This is a genomic window from Burkholderia sp. EMB26 (assembly GCF_024730645.1).
In the GTDB taxonomy this organism is placed as follows: Bacteria; Pseudomonadota; Gammaproteobacteria; order Burkholderiales; family Burkholderiaceae; genus Burkholderia; species Burkholderia cenocepacia.
Genome location: NZ_CP078070.1, coordinates 1165607 through 1191315, shown reverse-complemented (window position 1 = coordinate 1191315; position 25709 = coordinate 1165607). Strand labels below are relative to the sequence as shown.

The 25709-nt window shown below is 67.2% G+C and carries 27 protein-coding genes; 8 read left to right on the top strand and 19 right to left on the bottom strand.

Going from position 1 to position 25709, the window contains the following annotated elements; all coding sequences use genetic code 11:
* Positions 1–115: 115 nt before the first annotated feature.
* From KU887_RS05675 to KU887_RS05610, 14 genes are all read right to left on the bottom strand, one after another.
* Positions 116–352, bottom strand: a complete 237-nt coding sequence (locus tag KU887_RS05675; RefSeq protein ID WP_258255167.1) for a glutaredoxin family protein — start codon at positions 350–352, stop codon at positions 116–118.
* Between the two features lie 7 nt (positions 353–359).
* Positions 360–1856, bottom strand: a complete 1497-nt coding sequence (locus KU887_RS05670; RefSeq protein ID WP_258255166.1) for a DegQ family serine endoprotease — start codon at positions 1854–1856, stop codon at positions 360–362.
* A 16-nt stretch (positions 1857–1872) separates the two neighbouring features.
* On the bottom strand, positions 1873–2925 hold the full coding sequence (locus KU887_RS05665; RefSeq protein WP_258255165.1) for a MucB/RseB C-terminal domain-containing protein: 1053 nt from the start codon (positions 2923–2925) through the stop codon (positions 1873–1875).
* Between the two features lie 5 nt (positions 2926–2930).
* Complete coding sequence (locus tag KU887_RS05660) at positions 2931–3548, bottom strand: sigma-E factor negative regulatory protein (protein WP_258255163.1); 618 nt, start codon at positions 3546–3548, stop codon at positions 2931–2933.
* A gap of 86 nt (positions 3549–3634) precedes the next feature.
* A complete protein-coding gene (gene rpoE / locus KU887_RS05655; protein ID WP_006490873.1) occupies positions 3635–4234 on the bottom strand; it encodes an RNA polymerase sigma factor RpoE in 600 nt (199 codons plus the stop codon).
* A 91-nt stretch (positions 4235–4325) separates the two neighbouring features.
* The gene (locus KU887_RS05650; protein ID WP_006496509.1) at positions 4326–4790 is read right to left on the bottom strand and encodes a hypothetical protein; all 465 of its coding nucleotides are present in this window, start codon (positions 4788–4790) and stop codon (positions 4326–4328) included.
* A gap of 11 nt (positions 4791–4801) precedes the next feature.
* Complete coding sequence (gene fabF, locus KU887_RS05645; protein WP_006489692.1) at positions 4802–6034, bottom strand: beta-ketoacyl-ACP synthase II; 1233 nt, start codon at positions 6032–6034, stop codon at positions 4802–4804.
* A gap of 164 nt (positions 6035–6198) precedes the next feature.
* Complete coding sequence (gene acpP, locus KU887_RS05640; protein ID WP_004197638.1) at positions 6199–6438, bottom strand: acyl carrier protein; 240 nt, start codon at positions 6436–6438, stop codon at positions 6199–6201.
* A gap of 144 nt (positions 6439–6582) precedes the next feature.
* Positions 6583–7332, bottom strand: a complete 750-nt coding sequence (fabG, locus tag KU887_RS05635; protein WP_006476504.1) for a 3-oxoacyl-ACP reductase FabG — start codon at positions 7330–7332, stop codon at positions 6583–6585.
* Between the two features lie 36 nt (positions 7333–7368).
* The gene (gene fabD, locus KU887_RS05630; protein ID WP_058902116.1) at positions 7369–8301 is read right to left on the bottom strand and encodes an ACP S-malonyltransferase; all 933 of its coding nucleotides are present in this window, start codon (positions 8299–8301) and stop codon (positions 7369–7371) included.
* 84 nt (positions 8302–8385) lie between these two features.
* Positions 8386–9375, bottom strand: coding sequence for a beta-ketoacyl-ACP synthase III (locus KU887_RS05625; protein WP_006489693.1), 990 nt, complete (start codon positions 9373–9375; stop codon positions 8386–8388).
* Positions 9376–10482, bottom strand: coding sequence for a phosphate acyltransferase PlsX (gene plsX, locus KU887_RS05620; RefSeq protein ID WP_006489700.1), 1107 nt, complete (start codon positions 10480–10482; stop codon positions 9376–9378).
* Between the two features lie 129 nt (positions 10483–10611).
* Positions 10612–10791 (bottom strand): 50S ribosomal protein L32, encoded by a 180-nt coding sequence (gene rpmF / locus KU887_RS05615; protein ID WP_006051932.1) that lies wholly within the window; start codon positions 10789–10791, stop codon positions 10612–10614.
* A gap of 98 nt (positions 10792–10889) precedes the next feature.
* On the bottom strand, positions 10890–11525 hold the full coding sequence (locus tag KU887_RS05610) for a DUF177 domain-containing protein (RefSeq protein ID WP_006489698.1): 636 nt from the start codon (positions 11523–11525) through the stop codon (positions 10890–10892).
* A 229-nt stretch (positions 11526–11754) separates the two neighbouring features.
* On the opposite strand from KU887_RS05610, the gene KU887_RS05605 reads away from it, so the two are divergent.
* A complete protein-coding gene (locus KU887_RS05605; protein WP_034200837.1) occupies positions 11755–12387 on the top strand; it encodes a Maf-like protein in 633 nt (210 codons plus the stop codon).
* Entirely contained in the window at positions 12384–13106 is a 723-nt protein-coding gene (locus KU887_RS05600) for an SAM-dependent methyltransferase (RefSeq protein WP_006489699.1), read from the top strand. The genes KU887_RS05605 and KU887_RS05600 overlap by 4 nt, the downstream gene beginning before the upstream one ends.
* A gap of 68 nt (positions 13107–13174) precedes the next feature.
* On the opposite strand, the gene KU887_RS05595 is transcribed toward KU887_RS05600, so the two are convergent.
* Genes KU887_RS05595 through KU887_RS05580 form a run of 4 tightly spaced genes read right to left on the bottom strand, consistent with a single transcriptional unit; the run spans position 13175 to position 16256 of the window.
* On the bottom strand, positions 13175–14167 hold the full coding sequence (locus KU887_RS05595) for a S49 family peptidase (RefSeq protein WP_006496514.1): 993 nt from the start codon (positions 14165–14167) through the stop codon (positions 13175–13177).
* A 12-nt stretch (positions 14168–14179) separates the two neighbouring features.
* Positions 14180–14590 (bottom strand): Rieske 2Fe-2S domain-containing protein, encoded by a 411-nt coding sequence (locus KU887_RS05590; RefSeq protein ID WP_258255008.1) that lies wholly within the window; start codon positions 14588–14590, stop codon positions 14180–14182.
* On the bottom strand, positions 14587–15246 hold the full coding sequence (locus KU887_RS05585) for an HAD-IA family hydrolase (protein ID WP_006493743.1): 660 nt from the start codon (positions 15244–15246) through the stop codon (positions 14587–14589). The genes KU887_RS05590 and KU887_RS05585 overlap by 4 nt, the downstream gene beginning before the upstream one ends.
* Positions 15247–15251: 5 nt before the next feature.
* Entirely contained in the window at positions 15252–16256 is a 1005-nt protein-coding gene (locus KU887_RS05580) for an RluA family pseudouridine synthase (RefSeq protein ID WP_043205423.1), read from the bottom strand.
* 719 nt (positions 16257–16975) lie between these two features.
* Between KU887_RS05580 and KU887_RS05575 the strand changes: the two genes are divergently transcribed.
* From KU887_RS05575 to KU887_RS05550, 6 genes are all read left to right on the top strand, one after another.
* The gene (locus tag KU887_RS05575; RefSeq protein ID WP_258255007.1) at positions 16976–20143 is read left to right on the top strand and encodes an Rne/Rng family ribonuclease; all 3168 of its coding nucleotides are present in this window, start codon (positions 16976–16978) and stop codon (positions 20141–20143) included.
* A 130-nt stretch (positions 20144–20273) separates the two neighbouring features.
* On the top strand, positions 20274–21386 hold the full coding sequence (moaA, locus tag KU887_RS05570) for a GTP 3',8-cyclase MoaA (protein WP_006488636.1): 1113 nt from the start codon (positions 20274–20276) through the stop codon (positions 21384–21386).
* Positions 21387–21408: 22 nt separating this feature from the next.
* Entirely contained in the window at positions 21409–22026 is a 618-nt protein-coding gene (mobA, locus tag KU887_RS05565; RefSeq protein WP_006488635.1) for a molybdenum cofactor guanylyltransferase MobA, read from the top strand.
* A 111-nt stretch (positions 22027–22137) separates the two neighbouring features.
* Complete coding sequence (gene glp, locus KU887_RS05560; protein ID WP_006496518.1) at positions 22138–23436, top strand: gephyrin-like molybdotransferase Glp; 1299 nt, start codon at positions 22138–22140, stop codon at positions 23434–23436.
* 39 nt (positions 23437–23475) lie between these two features.
* On the top strand, positions 23476–23751 hold the full coding sequence (locus tag KU887_RS05555) for a hypothetical protein (RefSeq protein ID WP_006476519.1): 276 nt from the start codon (positions 23476–23478) through the stop codon (positions 23749–23751).
* Positions 23748–24233, top strand: coding sequence for a GNAT family N-acetyltransferase (locus tag KU887_RS05550; RefSeq protein ID WP_048987069.1), 486 nt, complete (start codon positions 23748–23750; stop codon positions 24231–24233). The genes KU887_RS05555 and KU887_RS05550 overlap by 4 nt, the downstream gene beginning before the upstream one ends.
* Before the next feature lie 83 nt (positions 24234–24316).
* On the opposite strand, the gene KU887_RS05545 is transcribed toward KU887_RS05550, so the two are convergent.
* Positions 24317–25680, bottom strand: a protein-coding gene (locus KU887_RS05545) for an IS3-like element ISBcen10 family transposase (RefSeq protein WP_258250486.1) whose coding sequence is annotated in 2 segments (ribosomal slippage) — positions 24317–25218 and positions 25218–25680 — 1365 coding nt in all. Because the reading frame shifts where the segments join, the coding sequence is not laid out codon by codon here.
* Positions 25681–25709 lie beyond the last annotated feature (29 nt).

Genomic DNA, 25709 nt, shown 5'->3' with positions numbered 1-25709 from the left:
ATTTTAGCCGAAAAGGCTTTTGCCGGGCGGGATTTCGGACGCCCTGCCACGCGGGGCGGGCGCCCGCCGGATCGAACCCCGTGCGAAAACGGCGTCGGCCGGCGGCGGGCCGGATTCAGCGCCGGGCCGCCAGCGCGTCGCGCACCCGCGCGTCGTCGAACCGGTGGCGGCACACTTCCGCGCCGTCCAGCAGCAGCACGGGCACGTCCTCGTCGTAACGCGCGACCAGCGCTGCATCGGCGTCGATGTCGATGTAGTCGACCGCGACACCGAATTCGGCCGCCACCGGCGCCAGTGCGTCGCGCATGTCGTCGCACAGGTGGCACCAGCCGCGGCCGTAGAGCGTGAACATCGACGCGTTACTTCTGGCGCGGCCGCACGGGCACGAACTGCGTGTTGTCGCCACGCCGCACGAGCACCGCGACCGCCTTCTGCGGATCGAGCTGCGAGGTCACGTCGGCGAACTGCTTCGCGCTCGTGATGTCGGTGTCGCCGACGCGCAGCACGATGTCGCCGCGCTGCAGGCCCGCCCGGGCGGCCGGGCCGTCGACGCCGTCGATCTGCACGCCGTTCTTCAGCTTCAGCGTCTTCATCTGCTCCGCCGTCAGGTCGCTGACCGTCAGCCCGAGCGAATTGGTCTGGCGCGGCTTCTGCGGCGCGTTCTTGCGCTGCTCGGCCTTCGCCGTCGACTCGGCCGGCGTCTCGGCGATCGTGATCGGCAGATCGCGTGCCTGACCCTTGCGCCATACGCTGACCGTCGCCTTCGTGCCGGGCTTCGTGTCGCCGACCATGCGCGGCAGGTCCGACGCCGCGTCGACCGGACGGCCATTGAACTTCAGGATAATGTCGCCCGGCTGGATGCCGGCCTTGTCGGCCGGACCGCCCGGCTCGACGCTGCTGACGAGCGCGCCTTCGGCCTTCGGCAGCCCGATCGAATCGGCCACGTCCTTCGTCACCTCGCCGATCGCCACCGCGATCCGGCCGCGCGTGACCTTGCCGGTCGCCTTCAGCTGGTCGGCCACGCGCATCGCCTCGTCGATCGGAATCGCGAACGAAATGCCCATGAAGCCGCCGGTGCGGCTGTAGATCTGCGAGTTGATGCCGATCACCTCGCCCTGCATGTTGATCAGCGGGCCGCCCGAGTTGCCAGGGTTCACGGCCACGTCGGTCTGGATGAACGGCAGGTAGTCGCCCGTGTTGCGGCTCTTCGAGCTGACGATGCCGGCCGTGACCGTGTTGTCGAGGCCGAACGGCGAACCGATCGCGACGACCCACTCGCCGACGCGCACCTTGTTCGAATCGCCGATCGCGACGACCGGCAGGTTCGACGCCTGGATCTTGACGACCGCGACGTCCGTGCGGTCGTCGACGCCGATCAGCTTCGCCTTGAATTCGCGCTTGTCGGTCAGCGTCACGTAGATGGTGTCCGCATCGTCGACGACGTGCGCATTGGTCATCACGTAACCGTCGGCCGACACGATGAAGCCCGAGCCGACGCCGCGGTTCTGCTCGGTATCGGGCGGATTGTCCGGCGCCGGCGCGTTCTTCGGGTTGCTGCCGCTGCCGCCACCGTTGCCGGGCGCCTGCGGCAGCGGGATGCCGAAGAAGCGCCGGAAGAATTCCGACATGTCGCCGTTGTCGAAGCCGGGCGGGAGCATGCCGCGCGGGCCGCTCGTCGGCACGTTGGCGGTGGTCCGGATGTTCACGACGGCCGGCCCGACCTTTTCGACCAGATCGGCAAAGTCGGGCAGGCTTGCGGCGGGAGGCGTGACCGCGACCGCGGTTTGCGGGACGAGCGGCAGGCAGGCACACAGCGCCGCCGCCGCGAGCACTTTGCGCAGCGTGAGTTTCGTCATGTCGGAAGCCGTAGCGTTACTTGGAAGCCTTGTATTCTATGGCAGACGCGAACTGCTGCAACGTCGCCGGCGGCACTTCGCCGAGCACGGTGATCCAGTAGTCGCCGCGGCGCTTCACGAGAACGTGCGTCGCCCCGGTGCTGCCCGCGCCTTCCTTGCGCGTATTCTTTTCGGCCGGCTCGATGAAAACCGAGATCGTCGCGAGGCCGTCCGTGAAGACCGCCTGATCGACCGGGATCGGCGGATCGCCGGCATCGCGCGCAGCCATCGGCCGGCGCACTTCACGAATCTTCTGGAAGCCGGCGACGCTCGGCGCGAGCTGCCAGCCCTGCGCTTCCATGTCGACCGTCGCGACCGGCGGGCGCACGACCGTCCAGCCGCTCAGGTTGCGCATGCCGGCTGCGATCGCGGCCTTGTCGCCGCTTGCGCCGCCCGTCTGCAATTGCGAGAACGCGATCTGCTCGAGCACGCGATCGCTCGCGTCGAGCGTCTGCGAACGCAGCAGCAGCCCGGTGCGCGCGTCGGCCCACAGCTTGTACGTGAAACGGTACGCATCCTTCGGCACGAGCTCGACGACCTGCGCGTCGATCCCGGCCACGCGGTCCTTGCCGAGCGACTTCGCATCGTAGACGGACATCACGTGTTCGCCGCTCGCGCCGAGCAGCGCGGGAAACGAGTCGCGCGTCTGACGGCGCTCGACCACGCACAGCTTGCGCTCGGGCACGAACGTGTACAGCTCGTCGTTGTGCCGCAGCAGCTTGCGCGGCTTGCCGTCGAGCGTCTCGATCCGTTCGAACTCGCCGTCGCGGGACGCGACGTGCGCGATGCGCGACGACTGCACGTACCCGCCGCGCTGGTAGACGAACGTACCTTCGTAGCTCTGCTGCTGCGCCGCCTGCTGGACGCGGTCGAGCCAGTCCGCGGCGCCCTTGCGGGTCGCGACGGGATCGTCCGGTTGCTGGGCACTGGCGGGAAGGGATTGAACGGACAACAGGGCGGCTGCGCAAAGCAGGAGGGCCGGCAGCCGCTTCCATCCGGAGATGGCGTGATTCAACTGCAATGTCCGCATCGGGTTTATTGGCCTGGCGTGGTGGTCACGGCAGCGCGGATCAGCGGCATCGAACCCGTGACGACGGGCTGCTGGGCGAATTGCTGGTGCGCTTCGAGGTATTGGTCGAGGCTGGCGTCGCGAATGATGTTGACGTCCTGCAGGCCGGGCTGGGCCGATGCCTGCGCAACCGTCACGCGCTGCAGGTTGCCGCCCTGCTGCGCGCCGATCGAGGCGACCTGGACGGCGCCCGGCGTACCGGCCGTCTGCATTTGCGGGACGACGACCCAGGTCAGCGTGGCCGCCGCGGCGGCCACCGCGAACGCGGGCACGACGCGCCGACGCAGCGACAGCAGCTTGCGCGCGGCCGGCGCGGCCGCCGGAGCCAGCAGGTGCGGCTCGCTTTCGAGCGCGGCCGACATGCGTGCGGCAAACGCGACGCTCAGCGCGGGCGGCAGCGCGAGCTCGTCCGAGCGCAGCGCATCGCCGATCAGGTGGTAATGGGCCCACGCAGCGCGATCCGCGCGGTCGAGCTCAGCCAGAAACTGCCCGTGATCCGGGCCATCGAACATTTCGCCGTCGACCAGCGCGGAAAGGCGCTCGCCGCGCGAGCACGCTTGCGATTGCGTATTGACCGACCCCATGATGCTCCCCATCTTGCACACCCCGTCGTGACTTCACGACTCTATCCGTAACTAGACCCCGACCCGCGTCGTTCCGCCCGTCGCGCTTACCAGCGCTTGCCTTCGGGCGTATCGAGCAGCGGACGCAATTTGGCAGCGATTGCCTCGCGCGCACGGAAGATCCGCGAGCGGACCGTCCCGATCGGACAGCCCATCATTTCCGCGATCTCTTCGTAGCTCAGGCCCTCGATCTCGCGCAGCGTGATTGCCTGGCGCAGTTCTTCGGGCAGCAGAGCCATCGCAGCGTTGACCGTCTCGGCAATCTGCTTGCTCATCAACATCGACTCAGGCGTGTTGATATCCCTTAGTTGGTCTGCGTCCGAGAAAGTTTCCGCTTCCTCCGCATCGGCCTCGGTCGAGGTCGGCGCCCGGCGGCCTTGCGTCGCAAGGTAGTTCTTCGCCGTGTTGACGGCAATTCGGTACAACCACGTATAGAACGCCGATTCGCCGCGGAATTGCGGCAGCGCACGATACGCCTTGATGAACGCGTCCTGGGCCACATCCTCGACCTCGGCGGGATCCCGCACGAGGCGCGAGATCAGCCGGATGATCTTGCGGTGGTATTTGGAGACCAGGAGTTCGAACGCCGCCTTGTCGCCCTTCTGTACGCGCTCGACCAGAGCCTGATCGATTTCTTTTTCACTCACCTGACAAATCCGTTAACTAGGGATGCAACGCGGAGCGTTATTGTAGCGTTCCGGCGCCGGCCGCTGGTTACGGTCGGTAACCGCGCCGCCGTCATGCCTGCCCCGCCGCCCCGGCCGTTCTCGCCAGCACCGACAGCGCGCTGAACGACGCGGCGTCGAGCGCGTCGGCCGGAATCAGCAGCGGCCGCGCGCGCCGGGCGCCCTGCCCGATCGACAGCACCAGCAGCAGGCTGCTCCAGTGCGCATGGCCGGTCACGCGACCGCGGGCCAGCAATCGCCCGGTGCGGCCAAACGCCGCAATCTCCCCGAACGCATCGATCCGCAGCTCGGCCGGCAGCCGGCGGGCGCAGGCCCGCGCCGCCCATACGGCCAGCAGTGCCGCCGTCGCGGCCGACACGCCGGCGCCGGCGACAGCGCCCGCGCGCGGCGCGCAGAACAGGTACGCCGACGCGGCAGCCGATGCGACGAACGCGGCCAGCACGAGATACGACACGGCCGAGGCCCGCAACGCAAAGCGCTGCGGACGCCCGGCCGGAGCATCGAATGGACTCGTCAAGCGATTCGACGTCAGACGCGCTTGAACACCAGCGTGCCGTTGGTCCCGCCGAAGCCGAAGTTGTTCTTCACGGCAACGTCGATCTTCATGTCACGCGCGGTGTTCGCGCAGTAATCGAGATCGCACTCGGGGTCCTGGTTGAAGATGTTGATGGTCGGCGGCGACACGTTGTTGTGCAGTGCCAGCACCGTGAACACCGATTCGAGGCCGCCCGCGCCACCCAGCAGGTGGCCCGTCATCGACTTCGTCGAGTTGACCACCATCTTGTACGCGTGCTCGCCGAAGGCCGCCTTCACCGCGTCGGACTCGTTCTTGTCGCCCAGCGGCGTCGACGTGCCATGCGCGTTCAGGTACTGCACCTCGTCGGCATTCAGGCCGGCGTCGCGCAGCGCCGCGACCATGCAGCGGCGCGGGCCGTCCATGTTCGGCGCGGTCATGTGGTACGCGTCACCCGTCATGCCGAAGCCCACGACTTCCGCGTAGATCTTCGCGCCGCGCGCCTTCGCCGCCTCGTACTCCTCGAGCACCATCACGCCCGAGCCCTCGCCCAGCACGAAGCCGTCGCGGTCCTTGTCCCACGGACGCGACGCGGTGGCCGGATCGTCGTTGCGGGTCGACAGCGCGCGCGCGGCGGCGAACCCGCCGATGCCGAGCGGCGACACCGTCGATTCGGCGCCGCCCGCGACCATCACGTCGGCGTCGCCGGCCTGGATCAGGCGCGCGGCGAGGCCGATGCTGTGCAGGCCGGTCGTGCAGGCCGTGACGGCCGCGAGGTTCGGGCCCTTCAGGCCGAACATGATGCTCAGGTGACCCGAGATCATGTTGATGATCGAGCCCGGCACGAAGAACGGCGAAATCCGGCGCGCGCCACGATCGACGTAGGTCTGGTGCGTGTCTTCGATCATCGGCAGGCCGCCGATGCCGGAACCGACCAGCACGCCGATGCGCTCCGCGTTGGCTTCGGTCACTTCCAGCCCGCTGTCCTTGATGGCCTGGACGCCGGCGGCGATGCCGTAATGGATGAACGTATCCATGTTCCGGGCTTCCTTCGCCGGGATGTACTCCTCGGCGCTGAAGCCCTTCACTTCGCCCGCGAAATGGCAGGCGAGGTTCGACGCATCGAACTTCGTGACGGTGGCGATACCGGACTTGCCGGCGACGAGATTGGCCCAGCCGTCGGCAACATTATTGCCAACAGGCGAAATCAGCCCCAGGCCTGTAACGACAACACGACGGCGGCTCACGGTAACCTCTTTTCCATTATTGGATGACAAAAACAAAAGCCACAGTGGCCACAGGAACCAGCCCTGCGAGCCCTGTGGCTGTTAGTCCGTCCGGCGCGAAGCCGGCAGGATGGCGCGTCAATCGCGAAGATCGCGGCGACGTGGCGGACAAGCGCGAAAGGCGCTTACGCCTTGACGTTTGCGCGAGCGTAGTCGATCGCTTGCTGAACGGTCGTGATCTTCTCTGCTTCTTCGTCCGGGATTTCCATGCCGAACTCGTCTTCGAGAGCCATCACCAGTTCGACCGTGTCGAGCGAGTCCGCGCCCAGGTCGTTCACGAACGAAGCTTCGTTCTTGATCTCGGCTTCCGCGACGCCCAGTTGTTCAGCGACGATCTTCTTGACACGTTGTTCGATGTTGTCCATTACCCCTCCGAGGGAAAGTTCAGATTTACAAGTGCGCGCATTTTATCAGGTTTGCTGACGCCAAAACGCGCGTTGGCTTGATGGTCGATCAAGCGCCGATCCGCCTGAAAAACGGGATACGGCGCGGATGGTAAACGAAAACCGTTACGACATGTACATGCCGCCGTTCACGTGCAGCGTCGTGCCGGTGATGTAACCGGCCTGCGGCGATGCGAGGAACGCGACGGCATGGGCGATGTCCTCCGGGCTGCCGAGGCGGCCGAGCGGAATCTGGGTCTTGAGCGCGGCCTGCTGTTCTTCCGGCAGCGTCTTCGTCATGTCGGTGTCGATGAAGCCCGGCGCCACGCAGTTCACCGTGATGCCGCGGCTGCCGATTTCGCGCGCGAGCGCACGCGTCATGCCCGCGACGCCGGCCTTCGCGGCCGCGTAGTTGACCTGACCCGGATTGCCGGCCGAGCCGACCACCGACGTGATGTTGATGATACGGCCGCCGCGCGCCTTCATCATCGGGCGCAGCACCGCGCGCGACAGGCGGAACACCGACTTCAGATTGGTGTCGATCACCGCGTCCCAGTCCTCGTCCTTCATCCGCATCGCGAGCTGATCCTGCGTGATGCCCGCGTTGTTGACGAGCACGTTCAGCGCGCCGAATTCCTTCACGGTCGCATCGATCAGTGCCTCGGCGGCTGCCGCGTCGTTGACGTTCAGCACCGCGCCGCGGCCCGTGACGCCCGCTTCCGCGAACGCCGCGGTGATCGCGGCGGCGCCCGATTCGCTCGTCGCCGTGCCGATCACCGTCGCGCCCAGGCGCGCGAGTTCGAGCGCGATCGAACGGCCGATGCCGCGCGACGCGCCGGTCACGATCGCAACCTGTTTATCGAGAGTCTTGTCCATGAATCGAATGTCCGTTGCTTGGGAAAAGGCGCCGCGTCAGGCGGTCACGAGCTTGAGCGCTTCGTCGAGCGAAGCCGGATCGAACACCGACGCACCCGTCAGGTTGCCGTCGATGCGCTTCGTCAGGCCGGCCAGCACCTTGCCCGGACCGCATTCGATCACGTGCGTGACGCCCGTGCCGGCGATATGCCGCACGCACTCGACCCAGCGCACCGGGCCCGCGGCCTGGCGCACCAGCGCATCCTTGATCGCGGCCGGATCGCTGACCACGGCAACGTCGATGTTGTTGACGACCGGAATCTGCGGCGCCTTCACGTCGACGTTCGCGAGGTAGTCGCGCAGCTGGTCCGACGCCGGCTTGAGCAGCGACGAATGGAACGGCGCCGACACCGGCAGCGGCAGCGCGCGTTTCGCGCCCTTCGCCTTAGCGATCTCGCATGCCTTTTCGACCGCGGCCTTGCTGCCCGCGATCACGACCTGCGCCGGAGCATTGAAGTTCACCGCTTCGACGACGCCCGCCTCCGCGGCTTCCGCGCATACCGCGCGCACCGTGTCGTCGTCGAGGCCCAGGATCGCGGCCATGCCGCCCTGGCCGACCGGCACGGCCGTCTGCATCGCCTGTGCACGAAAGCGCACGAGCGGCACCGCATCCTTGAACGCAAGTGCGCCGGCCGCGACGAGCGCCGTGTATTCACCGAGGCTGTGGCCGGCGACGATCGACGGCGCCGGGCCGCCCGCCTGCTGCCACGCGCGGTAGCACGCGTACGCCGCGGTCAGCATCACGGGCTGCGTGTTGGTGGTCAGGTTCAGCTCTTCGGCCGGGCCTTCGGCGATCAGTTTGCCGAGATCCTGATTGAGTGCATCGGATGCTTCCTGGAGCGTCTCGCGCACGACGGCCAGATCGGCGAATGCGTTGAGCATGCCGATCGCCTGCGAGCCCTGCCCCGGAAAAACGAATGCAAATTTCATATCGTCCCCAATTGAATCGATTCGGACGGCGCGCACGAACGGCGCGCCGATGGGATCCGCGCGCGGCTTGTCGCGCGCCGCGGATCAGAAGCGGAAGACCGACGCGCCCCAGGTGAAGCCGCCGCCGACGCCTTCGATCAGCACGTGCTGGCCACGCTGGATGCGACCGTCGCGCACCGCGGCGTCGAGCGCCAGCGGGATCGACGCGGCCGACGTATTGCCGTGCTGGTCGACCGTCACGACCATGCGCTCCTGCGGCAGGCCGAGCTTGCGGCAGGTGCTGGTCATGATGCGGATGTTGGCCTGGTGCGGAATCAGCCAGTCGATTTGCTCGGGCGCGAGATTCGCCTTCGCGAGCGCTTCGATCGCGACCTTTTCGAGCACGTTGACCGCGAGCTTGAACACGGCTTGCCCGTCCATGTGCAGGAACGCGCTGCCGTCGATCACGCCGCGGTTGACGTTGCCCGGCGTACACAGGATGTTCGAGTAGCTGCCGTCCGCATGCAGCGCGCTGCCGAGCACGCCCGGCTCTTCCGACGCGGACAGGATCACCGCGCCGGCACCGTCGCCGAACAGCACGCAGGTCGTGCGGTCCTTGAAGTCGAGAATGCGCGAGAACGTCTCCGCGCCGACCACGAGCGCCGTACGGTGCTGGCCGCTGCGGATGAAGCTGTCGGCCGTCGCCATCGCGTACGCGAAGCCCGAACACACGGCCTGCACGTCGAATGCCGCGCCGCCGTTCTTGATGCCGAGCTTGTTCTGCAGCAGGCACGCGGTGCTCGGGAACACGAAATCGGGGGTCGAAGTCGCGACGATGATCAGGTCGATCGACTGCGGATCGACACCGGCCGCTTCGATCGCACGACGCGACGCCTCGAGCGCGAGATCGCTCGTCGTGACGTCCGGTGCGGCGAAATGGCGCGCATGGATGCCCGTGCGCGCCACGATCCATTCATCGCTCGTCTCGATGCCTTCCTTCGCAAGACGATCGGTCAACTGCTGGTTCGTGACGCGGTCGGGCGGCAGGTAGCTGCCCGTGCCGAGCACGCGGGAATAGAGAGTCGATTGGGCCATTTATGCTTTAGAGGATTGCGCAGCGGAAGGTTCGGCGTGATGGCCTGCGGCCGGGCTTGCATGGCCCGCGCCGCCCGCGTCGTGTTCGCCGTCGCCGAGCGACACTGAATTATCCGCCATCGCGCGCGCGAGGCGCTCCAGCACCCCGTTTTTGACGGCATCATACCCGCGTTTGATCGCCCACTCAAACGCGTAGGCGTCGGCCGAACCGTGGCTCTTGATCACGAGGCTCTTCAGCCCCAGCAGCGCCGCGCCGTTGTACTGGCGGTGGTCGACGCGCTTCTTGAAGCGCATCAGCACAGGCAGCGCGAGCAGCGCCATCAGCTTCGACATCAGCGAGCGGCCGAACTCCTCACGGATGATGTCCGACAGCATCTGCGCGAGCCCCTCGGACGTCTTCAGCGCGACGTTGCCGACAAAGCCGTCGCACACGATCACGTCGACGGTGCCCTTGTAGATGTCGTTGCCTTCCACGTTGCCGCGGAAATTGAGCGTGCTGGCACGCAGCAGCTCGCCTGCGCGCTTGATCGTCTCGTTGCCCTTGATGACCTCTTCGCCGATGTTCAGCAGGCCGATCGTCGGGCGCTCCTTGCCTTCGAGCGCGGCCACGAGCGCGTGCCCCATCTCCGCGAACTGCAGCAGGTGCTGCGGTTCGCAGTCGACGTTCGCGCCGAGGTCCAGCATCATCGTGTAGCCGGTCGGGTTCGGCAGCGCGAACGCGATCGCGGGCCGCTCGATGCCGGGCAGCGTCTTGAGTACGTAACGGGAAACGGCCATCAGCGCGCCGGTATTGCCGGCGGAGATGCAGGCCTGCGCCGCGCCGTCCTTGACGTGGTTGAGCGCGACGCGCATCGAAGAATCCTTCTTCTTGCGCAGCGCCACTTCGACAGGATCGTCCATCGCCACGACTTCGGTGGCGGGCACGATGGTCAACGCGGGATCGTCGAGGGCTTTCAGCTTCTTCAGCTGAGCGCGAATCGCGCTTTCGATGCCGACGAGCATCAGGTGCGCATCGGGATGCGCGCGGACGAACTTGACTGCCGCGGGAACGGTCACGGACGGGCCGTGGTCGCCTCCCATGCAATCGATTGTGAGCTTTACGGTCATGGAATGCGACGAATTTCAGGCACAAAAAAGCGGCAGTTGAATGCCGCCTTTTTGTTGAGCCAGGAAAGTGTCAAGCGAACCAGTTGTCACGCGAACGGCGAGCGTAGCGCGCAACGCGTGACTTGACGCTTAGTCGTTCTTCGTCTTGACGACTTTCTTGCCGCGATAGTAGCCGTTCGGGCTGACGTGGTGACGCAGGTGCACTTCACCCGTGCTCGGCTCGACTGCCAGCGGCGCTGCCGTCAGGAAATCGTGCGAACGATGCATGCCGCGCTTCGACGGCGACTTCTTGTTTTGCTGGACTGCCATGACTAACTCCTAAATAATTTTCCGGATTCTAACACAGCCCGATCCGGCGCTTAACTACCCTGGCCCAAAGCCCTTACGCCTTCCCGCGCCACAACTGCTCAGTGTTTCTTGGTGCCGTCACCGTCCTTCTTCAACGCTTCCAGCGCTGCGAACGGATTCGGCCGTTTGCCTTCGTCCCCGGCTTCGTCGGACGCCTCGTCCGTCTCTTCCGTGGGACCGCTCGCGCCCGACACGAGGCTTTCGTGAACTGCCGGGCAAACCTCGTGCTTGGGCACGAGCGGCAACGAAAGCAGCAATTCCTCTTCGATCAAGTCGACGAGATCGAACTGGCGTGAGCCCACGATCACATCGGCTTCATCGTCGTCGAGCGGAAATTCTTCAGCTTCTTCTTCGGTCGCGACGATCCGGTACGTCATGTCGACGTCGAACGTCTGGTCGTACGGCGTCATGCAGCGCTGGCACGTGAGCCATGCATGGCCGTGCACCGCGAGGCGCAGATACGGCTGCTGCCCGTCGGTGCCGTCGTCCTGCAACTCCTTTTGCGTGAACCCTTCCGCCTGCCACGTGAAGACCGTGTCGCGATCTGGCGCGTCCGTCGGCACTTCGTTTAACATGCGCGGCAGTTGCGAGAGGTGCACCGCGCCGGCTGCCTGCCGCCCGCTGCGGGCAAACTCGAACAGGTCGACCGCGTGCGGATCGAGCGCCGCCGCAGGTTTGCCAGAAGAAGTGTTCATGTGCGCTCCTGCCTACAGGCTGACTTGCGGGATCCGGCTTGGCACCGCTCGCGTACGGCTCATCGAAGATGACGTACTTTACTTCCGAAGACCCGGCAGGCGCCACCACACGAAAGCCTGCCGACGAAAAGCGGGAAAGCATACCTGTTTTACCTTTTGCGGTCAATCACTTAAGCTTGCGTCCGCGCAACGCCGCGCCACACCTGACGACTCACCGATCCAACCGACCATGCCGGATACCGTTTGCCGCCCGCCGCGGCTGATTCTTGCTTCCAGTTCCCGTTACCGCCGAGCGCTCCTCGAGCGCCTCGGCGTGCCGTTCGACGTCGTGTCGCCCGACCTCGACGAAACCCCGCTCGCCGGCGAAACGCCGGCCGCGACCGCGCTGCGCCTCGCCGCCGCGAAAGCACGCGCGGTGGCCGCGACGATCGACGCGCCGGACGGCGTGCTCGTGATCGGGTCGGATCAGGTCGCGACCTTCGACGGCCACCAGATCGGCAAGCCCGGTACGCACGAGCGCGCGCTCGCGCAACTCGTGTCGATGCAGGGCCGCGAAGTCGAATTCCACAGCGCGCTCTGCCTGTACGACAGCCGTACGGACGAAGCGCAGGTCGAGGACATCGTCACGCACGTGCGCTTTCGCTCGCTGCCCGAGGCCGAACTCGACGCCTACCTGCGCGCGGAAACGCCGTACGACGTGGCCGGCAGCGCGAAATCCGAAGGGCTCGGCATCGCCCTGCTCGACGCGATCGACTCGGACGACCCCACCGCACTCGTCGGCCTGCCGCTGATCGCCCTCACGCGGATGCTGCGCGCCGCCGGCTACCCGTTGTTTGCAACCACTCGTGGAGACCGCGCATGACCGCCGGCACGCTTTATCTCGTCCCGAACACGCTCGGCGAAGGCGACGAATCGATGCTCGCCGCCGTGCTGCCCGCCGCCGTGCAGGCGCGCGCCGGCACGCTCGGCTATTACATCGGCGAGAACGCGAAAACGACCCGCGCGTTTCTGAAGAAGATCGGTACGACGCGGCCGATCCAGGAAATCGAGATCAGCGAGCTGAACGTCAATACGCCGGCCGGCGCGATCGACCGGCTGCTCGCTCCGGTGCTGGCCGGCGCGGATGCCGGCCTCGTGTCGGAGGCCGGCTGCCCGGCCGTCGCCGATCCCGGCGCGCTGCTGGTGCGCCGCGCGCACGAGCGCGGCGTGAAGGTCGTGCCGCTCGTCGGACCGAGTTCGATCCTGCTCGCGCTGATGGCGTCGGGCCTGAACGGCCAGAGCTTCGCGTTCAACGGCTATCTGCCGGTCGATGCGGCCGCGCGCGCGAAACGCCTGCGCGAACTCGAGCAACTGTCGCGCAAGGCGCGCCAGACGCAGATCTTCATCGAAACGCCGTACCGGAATCACGCGATGCTCGACACGCTGGTCGCGACCTGCGCGCCGTCGACGCAGATCTGCGTCGCGGCCGATCTGACCCTCGCGACCGAGACGATCGCGAGCCGCACGGCGGCGGACTGGAAAAAGGCGCCGGCGCCGAATCTGCACAAGCGCCCCGCGATCTTCCTGCTGCTCGCGAACTGATTGATGCCGCGACCGGCGATCCACCGATGAATGAAAGGCGGGCCATCGCGGCCCGCCGATCGCCGCCGTCAGCGCAGGCTGACTGACGCGCCGCCAGCCGTCAGCGCCTTCATCGCAGCGCCGCCGACGGCCGCGCCGAACTTGCGCGCGACACGGTTCGTCAGGCTTTCCTTCACCGTATAGTCGACCAGATCCGGCGCCTTCAGCACGTCGCGCGCGACCGTGTCGGTGGTGCCGTAGCCGTCGGCGAGCCCGAGCTCGACGCTCTTCTCGCCGGTCCAGAACAGGCCGGAGAACATGTCCGGCGTCTCGTGCAGCCGCTTGCCGCGGCCATCCTTCACGGCCTTGATGAACTGCGCATGCACCTGGTCGAGCAGCTCCTGCGCGTGCGCGTCCATCTTCGGCGTTTCCGGCGAGAACGGATCGTAGAAGCCCTTGTTTTCGCCCGACGTATGCAGGCGCCGCTCGACCCCGAGCTTGCCCATCAGCCCGGTGAAGCCGAAGCCGTCCATCAGCACGCCGATCGAGCCGACGATGCTCGCCTTGTCGACGAAGATCTTGTCGGCGGCCGACGCGATGTAATACCCGCCTGATGCGCACATGTCGGTCACGACGACGTACAGCGGCTTGTCCGGATACTTGCCGCGCAAGCGCCGGATCTCGTCGTAGACCATGCCGGCCTGCACCGGGCTGCCGCCCGGGCTGTTGATCCGCAGCACGACACCGACCGTGCCGTCGTCGTCGAACGCGGCGTCGAGCGCGGTGTTGATGTCGTCGGCGTTCGCGTTGACGCCTGCCGCGATCTCGCCGTCGATCGTCACGAGCGCCGTATGCCGCCCGCTCGACGAGAACTTCGAATCGCTCGAGAAATCGATCAGCGCGAACGCGAGCAGCACGAACACGGCGAGAAACGCGAAGCGGAAGAAGATCTTCCAGCGCCGTGCGGCACGCTGCTCCTTGACGGCCGCGAGCGCGATCCGCTCGAGCGCTGCGCGCTCCCAGGCCGGTTCACGGCTGTCGGGACGGGAGGAGGAATCCGGGGAATTCGGTTGGTCGGCCATGCAGTGGTGTCGTCAGTCGGTCGTGGCGGGCGTGGCGGGCGTGGCGGGATGCAGGTCCGCATCGGGCACCCAGAATACCGCACGGCCGTCGGGCGTGTCGCGCTCGTCGACCTCGACCGGCCGCAGGCGGCCGCCGCGGCACGGGCCACCGACGCACTTGCCGGTATCCGGCGCGTAGATCGCGCCGTGCGTCGCGCACATCAGATAGAGGCCCGACGACTCGAAGAATTGCCCTTCGGCCCAGTCGAGCTCCATCGGCACATGCGCGCAGCGGTTCAGGTAGCCGTAGGCGCGGCCGTCGTAGCGCACGAAGAACACGACCGCCTGCTCGCCGCGCAGCGTCGCGTCGACGCGCACCCCGGCGCCGCCGTCGGTCAGCGCGTCCGACGCGCACACGCGCACGGCGTCCGGCGCCGCGCTCATGCGTGCTCCCGCAGCCATGCGGCCAGCGCACCGACGTCCGGCGCGACGAAGCGCGGCGTGAGCGCCGCCAGCGCATCGGCCGTGTGCGCGCCATACGCGACGCCGACGCCGGCCGCGCCGGCGCTGGCCGCCATCTGCAGGTCGTGCGTCGTATCGCCGATCATCACGGTGCGCGACAGGTCCTGCCCCAATTCCCGCGACAACTCGTGCAGCATCGCCGGATGCGGTTTCGAGAACGTTTCGTCCGCGCAGCGCGTCGCGTCGAACCAGCTCGTCAGTTTCGACTGGTCGAGCACGCGATTCAGCCCGACCCGACCCTTGCCGGTTGCGACGGCGAGCAGATAGCCCGTATCGCGCAGTTCGGCGAGCAGCTCGCGCACGCCGGCGAACAGCTCGATGCGCTGGTCGTCGAGCAGGTAGTGATAGCGGTAGCGCTCGGCCAGCCGTGCGTAGTCGGACGGATCGAGGGTCGGCGCCGTGATCTGCAGCGCGTCCCGCAGGCCGAGGCCGATCACGTAGCGGGAAGCTTCGTCGGACGGCGTGGGCAAGCCGAGATCGCGGCATGCCGCCTGGATGCTGTGCGCGATGTGCGCGGTCGAATCCATCAGCGTGCCGTCCCAGTCGAAGACGATCAGGTCAAATTGCTGTCGGGCCATGCGGTTCAGGCGGTATCGCGCAATGCGCTGAGTTGATCGAGGAAGCGCCGGCACTCGGCCGGCAGCGGCGCATCGAACTGCAGCGCCTCGCCGGTCAGCGGATGAGCGAGCTTGAGGCGGTGCGCATGCAGGAACATCCGTTTCAGCGACGGCTGCGCGTTCGCGCGCGCCAGCGCCTTGTTCAATGCGAAATCGCCATACTTGGCGTCGCCGGCGATCGGCAGGCCGAGATGCGCGAGGTGCACCCGGATCTGATGGGTCCGACCCGTTTTGAGTTCCGCTTCGACGAGCACGTAGTCCGGCCAGCGGTCGACGAGATTGAACACCGTATGCGACGCGAGCCCGTCCTCCTGCACCCGTACGCGGCGCTCCCCTTCCGGGGTCGAATACTTGAACAGCGGCGCCTTCACCGCGCGGCGCCGGCCCCAGTCGGGCTGCCATTCGCCGTGCGCGCACGCGAAGTAGCGCTTGTCCATCCGGTTCTCGCGGATCTGCTCGTGCAGGCCGACGAGCGCCGTGCGCTTCTTCGCGAGCATCAGGATCCCGGACGTCTCGCGGTCGAGCCGGTGCACCAGTTCGAGGAATTTCGCGCGCGGACGCGCCTGGCGCATCTGCTCGATCACGCCGAACGCGACGCCGCTGCCGCCGTGGACCGCGACCCCGGCCGGCTTGTCGATCACGAGCATCGCGTCGTCCTCGTACAGCACGTCGAAATTCGCGGGCGGCACGACGGGCGTGTCGGCGCGCGCGAGGTCGGCCGCCGCCACGCGCACCGGCGGCACGCGGACGAGGTCGCCGAGCTCCAGGCGGTACTGCGCGTCGATCCGGCCCTTGTTCACGCGCACTTCGCCGCTGCGGAGGATCCGGTAAATATGGCTTTTCGGCACGCCTTTACAGACGCGCAACAGGAAGTTGTCGATGCGCTGACCGGCCGAGTTTTCGTCGATCTCGATCATCGATACCTGGCCGCTTGCGACCGAATTCTGGGATATTTTGCCTAACTCATTCATACTGAATATAATTTTGCCCAGCCTGACGTTGTGGGTGGCCTGACCGGCCGGCCCCGGCTGAATCGGGCAAGGCGCAAGCGCAAACTGCTATTTTACTTGCGCCGGGGGTCCGCTGCTCGCCCCTAATCAAAGAGAAGCAGCAAGTTGCACGCACGGCGCCGCCCGTCGGCAAGGATCGCGCCCACAGGCGGATTCGGTCGGCAAGGCGCCGCGGTAACGGAAAGTTGGTTGAAAAGAATTTGATCGGCAGCCGACGGCGCGCAGTGCGTCCGCAGGCTGCCGGTTGCGAAAATTACGGCGTTGCGCCCGATTTGGCCCCGCGAAGCGTGCGGGGCTTGGCGACGTCAAACCAGGGAAGTACACCCCAAGCGGGAAAGTCGGGCTGGATTCGATACTCCCCGCTGCGGCCCAAGCCGCAGCATCTGCCGCCCGTCGGCGCGCGCGACGCATTGCGCGCGCCCGTGGCAATGCCCGGACAGGCTTAGCGCGCTTTTGCAGCGTGCGGTGTGTGAACGCCGTGCTTTGAAGCCGTATTCGCAGGTGCCCTATGGCCGCCGGCCCCGTCTTTCGGGCCCAAGCGCCTCTTCAGGCAATTCTCCCCGCCAGCATTCCCGCTCCAGCGTGCTCGTGACAACACAACAAGGTGCGGCCTGTCGTCGTTCCCGCCCTCGCGCCTGACAACCGCGAGGCGCCGGCAGCGGAGCCGCCTGGAGTCGTTCATGAAACGCATGCTGTTCAATGCGACGCAGCAGGAGGAGCTGCGCGTCGCCATCGTCGATGGGCAAAAGCTCATCGACATCGACATCGAAACCGCCGGGCGCGAACAGCGCAAAGGCAATATCTACAAAGGTGTCATCACCCGTATCGAGCCGTCGCTCGAAGCGTGCTTCGTCAACTACGGCGAAGACCGCCACGGCTTCCTGCCGTTCAAGGAAGTCGCCCGCCAGTACTTCAAGGAAGGCATCGACATGCGCTCCGCGCGCATTCAGGATGCGCTGCGCGAAGGCCAGGAGCTGATCGTCCAGGTCGAGAAGGAAGAGCGTGGCAACAAGGGCGCCGCCCTCACCACCTTCATCTCGCTCGCCGGCCGCTATCTCGTGCTGATGCCGAACAACCCGCGCGGCGGCGGCGTATCGCGCCGGATCGAAGGCGACGAGCGCCAGGAACTGCGCGAAACGATGGCGCAGCTGCAGATTCCGGACGGCATGAGCATGATCGCCCGTACCGCGGGCATCGGCCGCAGCGCCGAGGAACTGCAGTGGGACCTGAACTACCTGCTGCAACTGTGGCGCGCGATCGAGGCTGCCTCGCAAAGCGGCAACGCCGGCCAGCCGATGCTGATCTATCTGGAATCGAGCCTCGTGATCCGCGCGATCCGGGACTATTTCCAGCCGGATATCGGCGAAATCCTGATCGATACGAACGAAATCCATGATCAGGCCCGTGCCTTCATGGACATCGTGATGCCGGACAACGTCGCGAAGGTGAAGCGCTATCACGACGACGTGCCGCTGTTCTCCCGCTTCCAGATCGAGCACCAGATCGAAACCGCGTACTCGCGCACGGTCCCGCTGCCGTCGGGCGGCGCGATCGTGATCGACCACACCGAAGCGCTCGTCGCGATCGACGTGAACTCCGCACGCGCGACCAAGGGCGCGGACATCGAGGAAACGGCCACCCGCACGAACCTCGAAGCGGCCGACGAAGTCGCCCGCCAACTGCGCCTGCGCGACCTCGGCGGCCTGATCGTGATCGATTTCATCGACATGGAATCGGCGAAGAGCCAGCGTGAAGTCGAGCAGCGCCTGAAGGACGCGCTCAAGCACGACCGTGCGCGCGTGCAGATGGGCAAGATCTCGCGCTTCGGCCTGATGGAACTGTCGCGCCAGCGCCTGCGCCCGGCGCTGTCGGAAGGCAGCCACGTGACGTGCCCGCGCTGCAACGGCACCGGCCACATCCGCGATACCGAATCGTCCGCGCTGCAGGTCCTGCGGATCATTCAGGAAGAAGCGATGAAGGAAAACACCGCGGCGATCCACTGCCAGGTGCCGGTCGAGGTGACCGCCTTCCTGCTGAACGAAAAGCGTCAGGAAATCAACAAGATCGAGTCGCGCTTCAAGGTCGGCATCGTGCTGATCCCGAACAAGCACCTCGATACGCCGCACTACAAGCTCGAGCGCCTGCGTCACGACGATGCGCGCCTCGACGATCCGCGCGCATCCTGGAAGATGGCCGAGGAAGCGGCCCGCGAGCTCGAGTCGGAAACCGGCTACAGCAAGCGGGCGGCCGAAGTGAAGCCGAAGCAGGAAGCCGCGGTCAAGGGCATCACGCCCGAGCGTCCGGCACCGAGCCCGGCTCCGCAGCGTCCGGTCGAGCCCGTTGCCGCCCCCGCCCCGGCGCCCGTCGCCGCGGCAAGCGGCGGCTTCATCGGCTGGCTGAAGGGCCTGTTCGGCGTGTCGCCGGCACCGGCGCCCGCACCGGTCGCGCCGGCACCGGCGAAGGAGCAGGCAGCCCGTCCGGCGCGCGAGCGCACGGAAAAGACCGAGCAGCGCGGCGGCGATCGCAATCGCAACCGTCGCGGCGGCGCCCAGCAGGCGCAAGGCGGCCGCGACCCGGCAGCCGCAGGCCGTGGCCAGCCGCAACGCCAGGAACGCGAAGGCAAGGAAGTGCGCGAATCGCGTGAAGGCCGTGAGCCGCGCGAGGGTCGTGAGCTGCGTGAAGGTCGCGAGGGCCGCGAAGGTCGTGAAAACCGTGAGGGTCGCGAAGGTCGCGAGGGCCGTGGCCCGCGTGAAGGTCGCGAGCCGCGTGAAGGCCGTGAGCCGCGCGAACCGCGCGAGAACCGCGAACCGCGCGAGCGTGCCGAACAGCCGGAAGGCGTCGAAGCAACCGGCCGTGGCGAGCGTCAGGAACGCGGCGAGCGTCGCGAGCGCGGCGAACGCCGCAAGCCGACCCAGCACGCAGCCACGCTCGAAACCGTCACCCGCGGTGAAAACCATCCGGAACCGGAAACCGACAAGGTGGCGGCAGAAGCCCTGCCCGGCGCGGAACTGGCAGCCGATGCGGAAGCCGGCGCACGTGACGGCGAAGAACGCCGCCGTCGCCGTCGCGGCCGCCGCGGCGGTCGTCGCGAGCGCGAGGAAGACGGCGCAGTCGAGCAGGCCGAACAAGGCGCCGAAGGCGAAGTCGCCGCGCAAGCGGTGACGCCGGCCGCCCCGGTCGCTGCCGAACCGGCTCACACGGCCGCGCCGGCAGTCGTCGCGGCCGTGGCAAGCGCGGTCGCCGTGGAAGCCGTCGCCGAGCAGCATGCCGCACCGGCCGCTGTCGAAGCGCAGCCGGCACCGGCCCTCGCCGAAGTGGCTCCGGCCGCCTCGGTCGAGCCCGTCGCCGCCCAGGCAGCCGAACCGGCACCGGTCGCACCGGCCGTCGCGGAAGCAGGCCCGACGCCGGTCGCGGTGTCGCCGACCGATGCGTTCGAAGTGCCGGCAGCCGCTCCGGTCGCTGCCGAGGCGCCGCAAGCCGCACCGGTCGAGCAGGCTGCACCGGCTGCCGTGGCGATCGAGACCGCTCCGGTGGTGGTCGAAGCCGCGCCGACGGTGGCCGAGGCACCGGTCGCAGCCGCGCCGGTCGAGGCCGTCGCCGCACCGGCACCGACACCGGCACCGGCTCCCGCCCCCGCACAACCGGCAGCCGCGCCCGCTTCGGCGAGCCTGGACGTCGTGCTGGAGCAGGCCGGTCTCGTCTGGGTGAACACGGACGCCGACAAGTTCGCGGCCGCGCAGGAAGCCGCATCGCGACTCCCGCGCCCGGCCCGCGTGCCGCGCGAACGCAAGGTGCTGCCGCCGGCCGATACGGCGCCGATGCAGCAGGTCGAAACGACGCACCACTAACGGCGCATCGCCCGACCAGGAAAAGCCCGCCTCCGGCGGGCTTTTTCATGTCCGCGCTGCGGGTTTCCGCCCACCGGACCCACCGGCCGGTTGCGGCTAAAATAGAGGCCTGGTTCGCACTTCTTCCAACATGTCCCGACGCATCATTCCTCTCGCCGACGTCAGCGGGATGCCGGACGTCTCCGGCGTCGCGCATGCCCCCGACGGCACGCTGGCCGACACGTTCGCCAGGCCGCTGCGCGACCTGCGCATTTCGGTGACGGACCGCTGCAATTTCCGTTGCGTGTACTGCATGCCGCGCGCGGTCTTCGACAAGGACTACCCGTTCCTGCCGCACAGCGCGCTGCTCACGCACGAGGAAATCGAGCGCGTGGCGCGACTCTTCGTCGCACACGGCGTCGAGAAGATCCGTATCACGGGCGGCGAACCGTTGCTGCGCAAGAACCTCGAATTCCTGATCGAGCGCCTCGCGCGCCTGACGACGCATGCCGGCCGCCCGCTCGACCTGACGCTGACGACCAACGGCTCGCTGCTCGCACGCAAGGCGCGCGCGCTGAAGGACGCCGGGCTCACGCGCGTCACGGTCAGCCTCGATGCGCTCGACGACACGCTGTTCAAGCGCATGAACGATGCGGAGTTCGCGAGCGCCGACGTGCTCGACGGCATCTTCGCCGCGCAGGCTGCGGGCCTCGCGCCGGTCAAGGTCAACATGGTCGTGAAGCGCGGCACCAACGACAGCGAGATCCTGCCGATGGCCGAGCGGTTCCGCGGCACCGGCGTGATCCTGCGTTTCATCGAATACATGGACGTCGGCACGTCGAACGGCTGGAACATGACCGAGGTGCTGCCGTCGGCGGACGTCGTCGCGCGCATCGCCGAACATTTCCCGCTGGTGCCGCTCGAGCCGCACACAGCGGCCGAAACCGCGCAGCGCTGGGGCTATGCGGACGGCAGCGGCGAGATCGGCGTGATCTCGAGCGTCACGCAGGCCTTCTGCGGCGATTGCACGCGTGCCCGGCTGTCGACCGAAGGCAAGCTGTACCTGTGCCTGTTCGCGTCGGCCGGCCACGACCTGCGTGCGCTCGTGCGGGGCGGCGCAAGCGATGCCGAGATCGCGACTGCGATCGCGCGCATCTGGCAGGCGCGCACCGATCGCTATTCGCAGCTGCGCGGCAGCGCCTCGGCCGACGCCACGCCCGACGGCGCCGGCAAGCGCGTCGAAATGTCGTATATCGGCGGCTGACGCCTCTTTCCGCCTTCACACGATGCCCGCTCCCGCTTCTCCGTCGATCGCCGGCCTGCTGCTCGCAGGCGGCCGAGCGACCCGCATGGACGGCGTCGACAAGGGCCTGCAACTGCTCGACGGTACGCCGCTCGCGCTGCACGTGCTGCGCCGGCTGTCGCCGCAGGTCGACGAGACGCTGATCAGCGCGAACCGCCATGCCGATCGCTATGCCGAGCTCGGTGCGCCGTTCGACGCGCGCATCGTCGCAGACGAAACGCCCGACTTCCCCGGGCCGCTCGCGGGCCTGCTCGCCGGCATGCGCGCGGCGCGCGCGCCGCTGGTCGCGTGCTCGCCGTGCGATACGCCGTATCTGCCCGCCGACCTCGTCGCGCAACTGCATACGGCGCTGGACGCACAGCAGGCCGACATTGCGATGGCGGTCACCGTCGACGCGCAGCAACTGCGCTCGCCGCAGCCGACGTTCGCGCTGCTGCGCACGTCGCTGGCCGACGATCTGGCCGCGCGCCTCGCGGCCGGCGACCGCAAGGTGCGTGCGTGGTACGCACGCCACAAGACGGTCGAAGTCGAGTTTCGCGACGAGCGTGCGTTTTACAATGCCAACTCCTGGCAGGAACTCGCCGCGCTGGCCCGCCGCTGACGGCCCCGTGCCGTTCCCGCCCGGCGCCCGCCACACGCGAAACCCGCGCCCAGGCACCCTCCTCGCGCCACCGGCCACGAACCCGATACGCCTTGCGGCGCAGTCCGACTGATGATCACGCAATCCTCGCCCGCCTCCCGAACCGCACCCGACCCCGACGTCCCGCTGTCGCTCGCCGACGCGCAGGCGCTCGCGTGCCGCTTCGCGGTGCCCGTCGACGCGTGCGACACGGTGACGCTGCGCGATGCGCTCGACCGCGTGCTCGCGGTCGACGTGAGCGCGCCGTTCGACATTCCCGCGTACGACAATTCGGCCATGGACGGCTATGCGTTCGACGGCGGCAGCGCGGCACTCGCGTCGCCGCAGGGCGAGGTCGCGATGCCGGTCGCCGGCACCGCATTCGCCGGCCATCCGTTCGACGGCGCCGTGGCAGCCGGTGCATGCGTGCGGATCATGACCGGCGCGCCGATGCCGGCCGGATGCGACACCGTGATCCCGCAGGAACGCGTGCGCGTCGAGGGCGACACGATCCGCTTCGCCACGCGCGACGTCGCGCGCGGCGCGAACTGCCGCAAGGCCGGCGAGGATCTCGCGCGCGGCGCCTGTGCGCTCGCCGCGGGCCGCGTCCTGCGGCCGTCTGATCTCGGTCTGCTCGCGTCGTTCGGCGTCACCGACGTCATGGTGCGCCGGCGCGTGCGCGTCGCCGTGTTCTCGACCGGCGACGAGCTGCGCGAGCCCGGCGAACCGCTCGGCCGCGGCGCGCTGTACGACAGCAATCGCGGGATGCTGATCGCGATGCTCGAACGCCTGCACGTGGATGCGATCGATCTCGGCATCGTCCGCGACGACCCGGCCGCGCTCGAAGCCGCATTGCGCGACGCCCTCGCCGCGCAGGCCGATGCGGTCGTCACGTCGGGCGGCGTGTCGGTCGGCGAAGCCGACTTCACGCGCGACGTGATGGCGCGGCTCGGCGACGTGACGTTCGCGAGCCTTGCGCTGCGGCCCGGCCGGCCGCTCGCGTGCGGCACGCTCGCACGCGCGGCCGACGGCGCCGGCCACGCGCTGTTCTTCGGGCTGCCCGGCAATCCGGTCGCGTCCGCCGTGACGTTCTACGCCATCGTGCGCCCCGCGCTGCTGACGCTGGCCGGCGCGCAGACGCCGCCACCGGCGATGTACACGGCGCGCAGTACGCAGCCGTTGAAGACGCGCCCCGGTCGCACCGAATACCTGCGCGGCATCGCGACGCGCGCCGCCGACGGCCAATGGCACGTCGCACCGGCCGGATCGCAAAGCTCCGCGTCGCTGAGCGGCCTCGCAGACGCCAACTGTTTCATCGTCCTGGGCCACGATACCGCGGCAGTCGACGCGGGCGCCCCAGTCGACATCCTGCCGCTCGACGGCCTGATCTGAATTCCACTATCGGTATATCTCTACGGGGGCAATCCGCACATGAAGAAACAAATCTCGTCGATCGCCGCGGGACAGACCGCGAAGGCGCTGATTCTCGTCTACCTGACGTTCAGCGTGCCGATCGTGCTGCTCGGCATTCTCGTCGCGTACATCCGCTACGGGATGGTCGAACTGAGCACGATCCTGAGCGCGCTGCTGCTGAACGCGATCCTCGGTTTCGTGCTGCTGTGGATTGCGTGCCACGCGTACAACTGGGTCGCGTCGCGCTTCGGCGGCATCGAAATCGTGCTGTCCGATCCGCCGGAGGAAGCGTGAGCGGCACGCCGCTGATCCGCGCGGCCGCCCCGCGCGACGTCGGCGCGATCCTCGCGCTGATGCGCGAGCTGGCCGAGTTCGAGAAGCTCACGGATCTGTTCGTCGCGACCGAAGCCGATCTCGCCGACGCGCTGTTCGGCGAGCACCCCGCGGCCGAAGCGCTGGTGGCCGAGCGTGACGGCGCGATCGTCGCGTACGCGCTGTTCTTCCACAACTATTCGACGTTCGTCGGCCGCCGCGGACTCTATCTCGAGGATCTGTACGTGCAGCCGTCGCAGCGCGGTACGGGCCTCGGCACCGCGATGCTGCGTCATCTCGCGGCACTCGCCGTCGAGCGCCGTTGCGCGCGCTTCGAGTGGTCGGTCCTCGACTGGAACCAGCCGGCAATCGATTTCTACGAGAAGATGGGCGCGACCGTGCTGCCGGAGTGGCGCATCGTACGCGTGACGGGTGGCGCGCTGGACACGCTCGCCGCGCATTGAGCGCGGGCCGGCCACGCCGGCGATCGCTGCAAAAGAAAACGGGCGCCGCGTGAACTGACCCCACGAAGTTGGACGGTTAAAAGCTAAGCGGCCAAGGGCTGAGTCCTGTATTGCACGGGACTCAGCCCATTTAATTTCAGCTTGATGCGTTCGTGGTTGTAGTAGTGGATGTAACGGCTCAACGCATCTCGCAACTGCTCCACGCTCGCAAAGCGCGTCAGCCGATAGCACTCGGATTTCAGCGTGCCGAAGAAGCTCTCCATGGCTGCGTTATCAAGGCAGTTGCCTCTGCGCGACATGCTCTGGGTGAGCGCATGCTGCTTCAACAGCCGACGGTAGGCGGGCATCTGATACTGCCAGCCTTGATCCGAATGCAGTAACGGCCGTCCTTCATCATCGAGCTTGGCCAACGCCTTCTTCAACATGCAGCTGACCAACTCGAAGCTCGGGCGCTCATCCATTTGGTAAGCGACGATCTCCCCGTTGTACAAGTCCATCACCGGCGATAGATAGAGCTTTTGGCCCTCTACATTGAATTCGGTCACGTCGGTCACCCACTTCTGATTCGGGCGTTCAGCATCAAACTGACGCCGCAGTAGATTCGGGGCAACGCGGCCGACTTCGCCTCGCCAGGAACGATATCTCTTTGGGCGCACCAGAGATTTCAATTGCAGCTGTCCCATCAACCGTTGCACGGTCTTGTGGTTGATCGCATCTCCGGTCTGCCGGATCGCCGCCGTGATTCGCCGATAGCCGTAACGGCCCTTGTGGTGGTCGTATACGGTCTGGATCTTCGCTTTGAGATTCGCATACCGATCGCCGGCAGCCAATGCCTTGAGCTGGTAATAGAACGTGCTGCGCGCCAGGCCTGCCGCCTTCAGGAGCGCAGCTACCGGATGACACTGCCTGAGCTCACGCACTATTTGCGCTTTTTCCTGGGCGCTGCCTGCTTCTTGGATTGCAGCAGCGCATCGAGCTTTTTTAGGTATGCCACCTCCGCGCGCAAATACACGATTTCCTTGAGCAGTTCCTCGCGGCTCGGCTCTTTCTGCACGGTATCGTCGAGGGATTTCGGTGGTGGTGAGGTGGTCATTTTCGGGGGGCGCCCTCGGCGACGAGGCGCCAACGCATCTATACCGCCCTCATGATACAGACGCTCCCAGATCGGGATGCTTCGTTCATTGCGGATGCCGAATAGCGCTGCCACCTGCGCATACGACAGCTCATCGCGCCGCATCCGCTGAAGGACTGACAACTTGAATCGCGCGTCGTAGTGGCTGTGCTTCTTGCGCAGCCCCTGTTCACCATGCTCGCGATAGCTCGCCACCCAACGTCGCACCATCGTCCTGCCCACTCCGTAACGGTGAGCAAGTGTCTTGGTGCCGGCCTCTCCAGCCAGGTACGCCTGAACCACTCGACGCCGAAAACGTTCGTCGTACTTCGTCATGAAAAACACCCCAAAGGTTGGATCTAGTC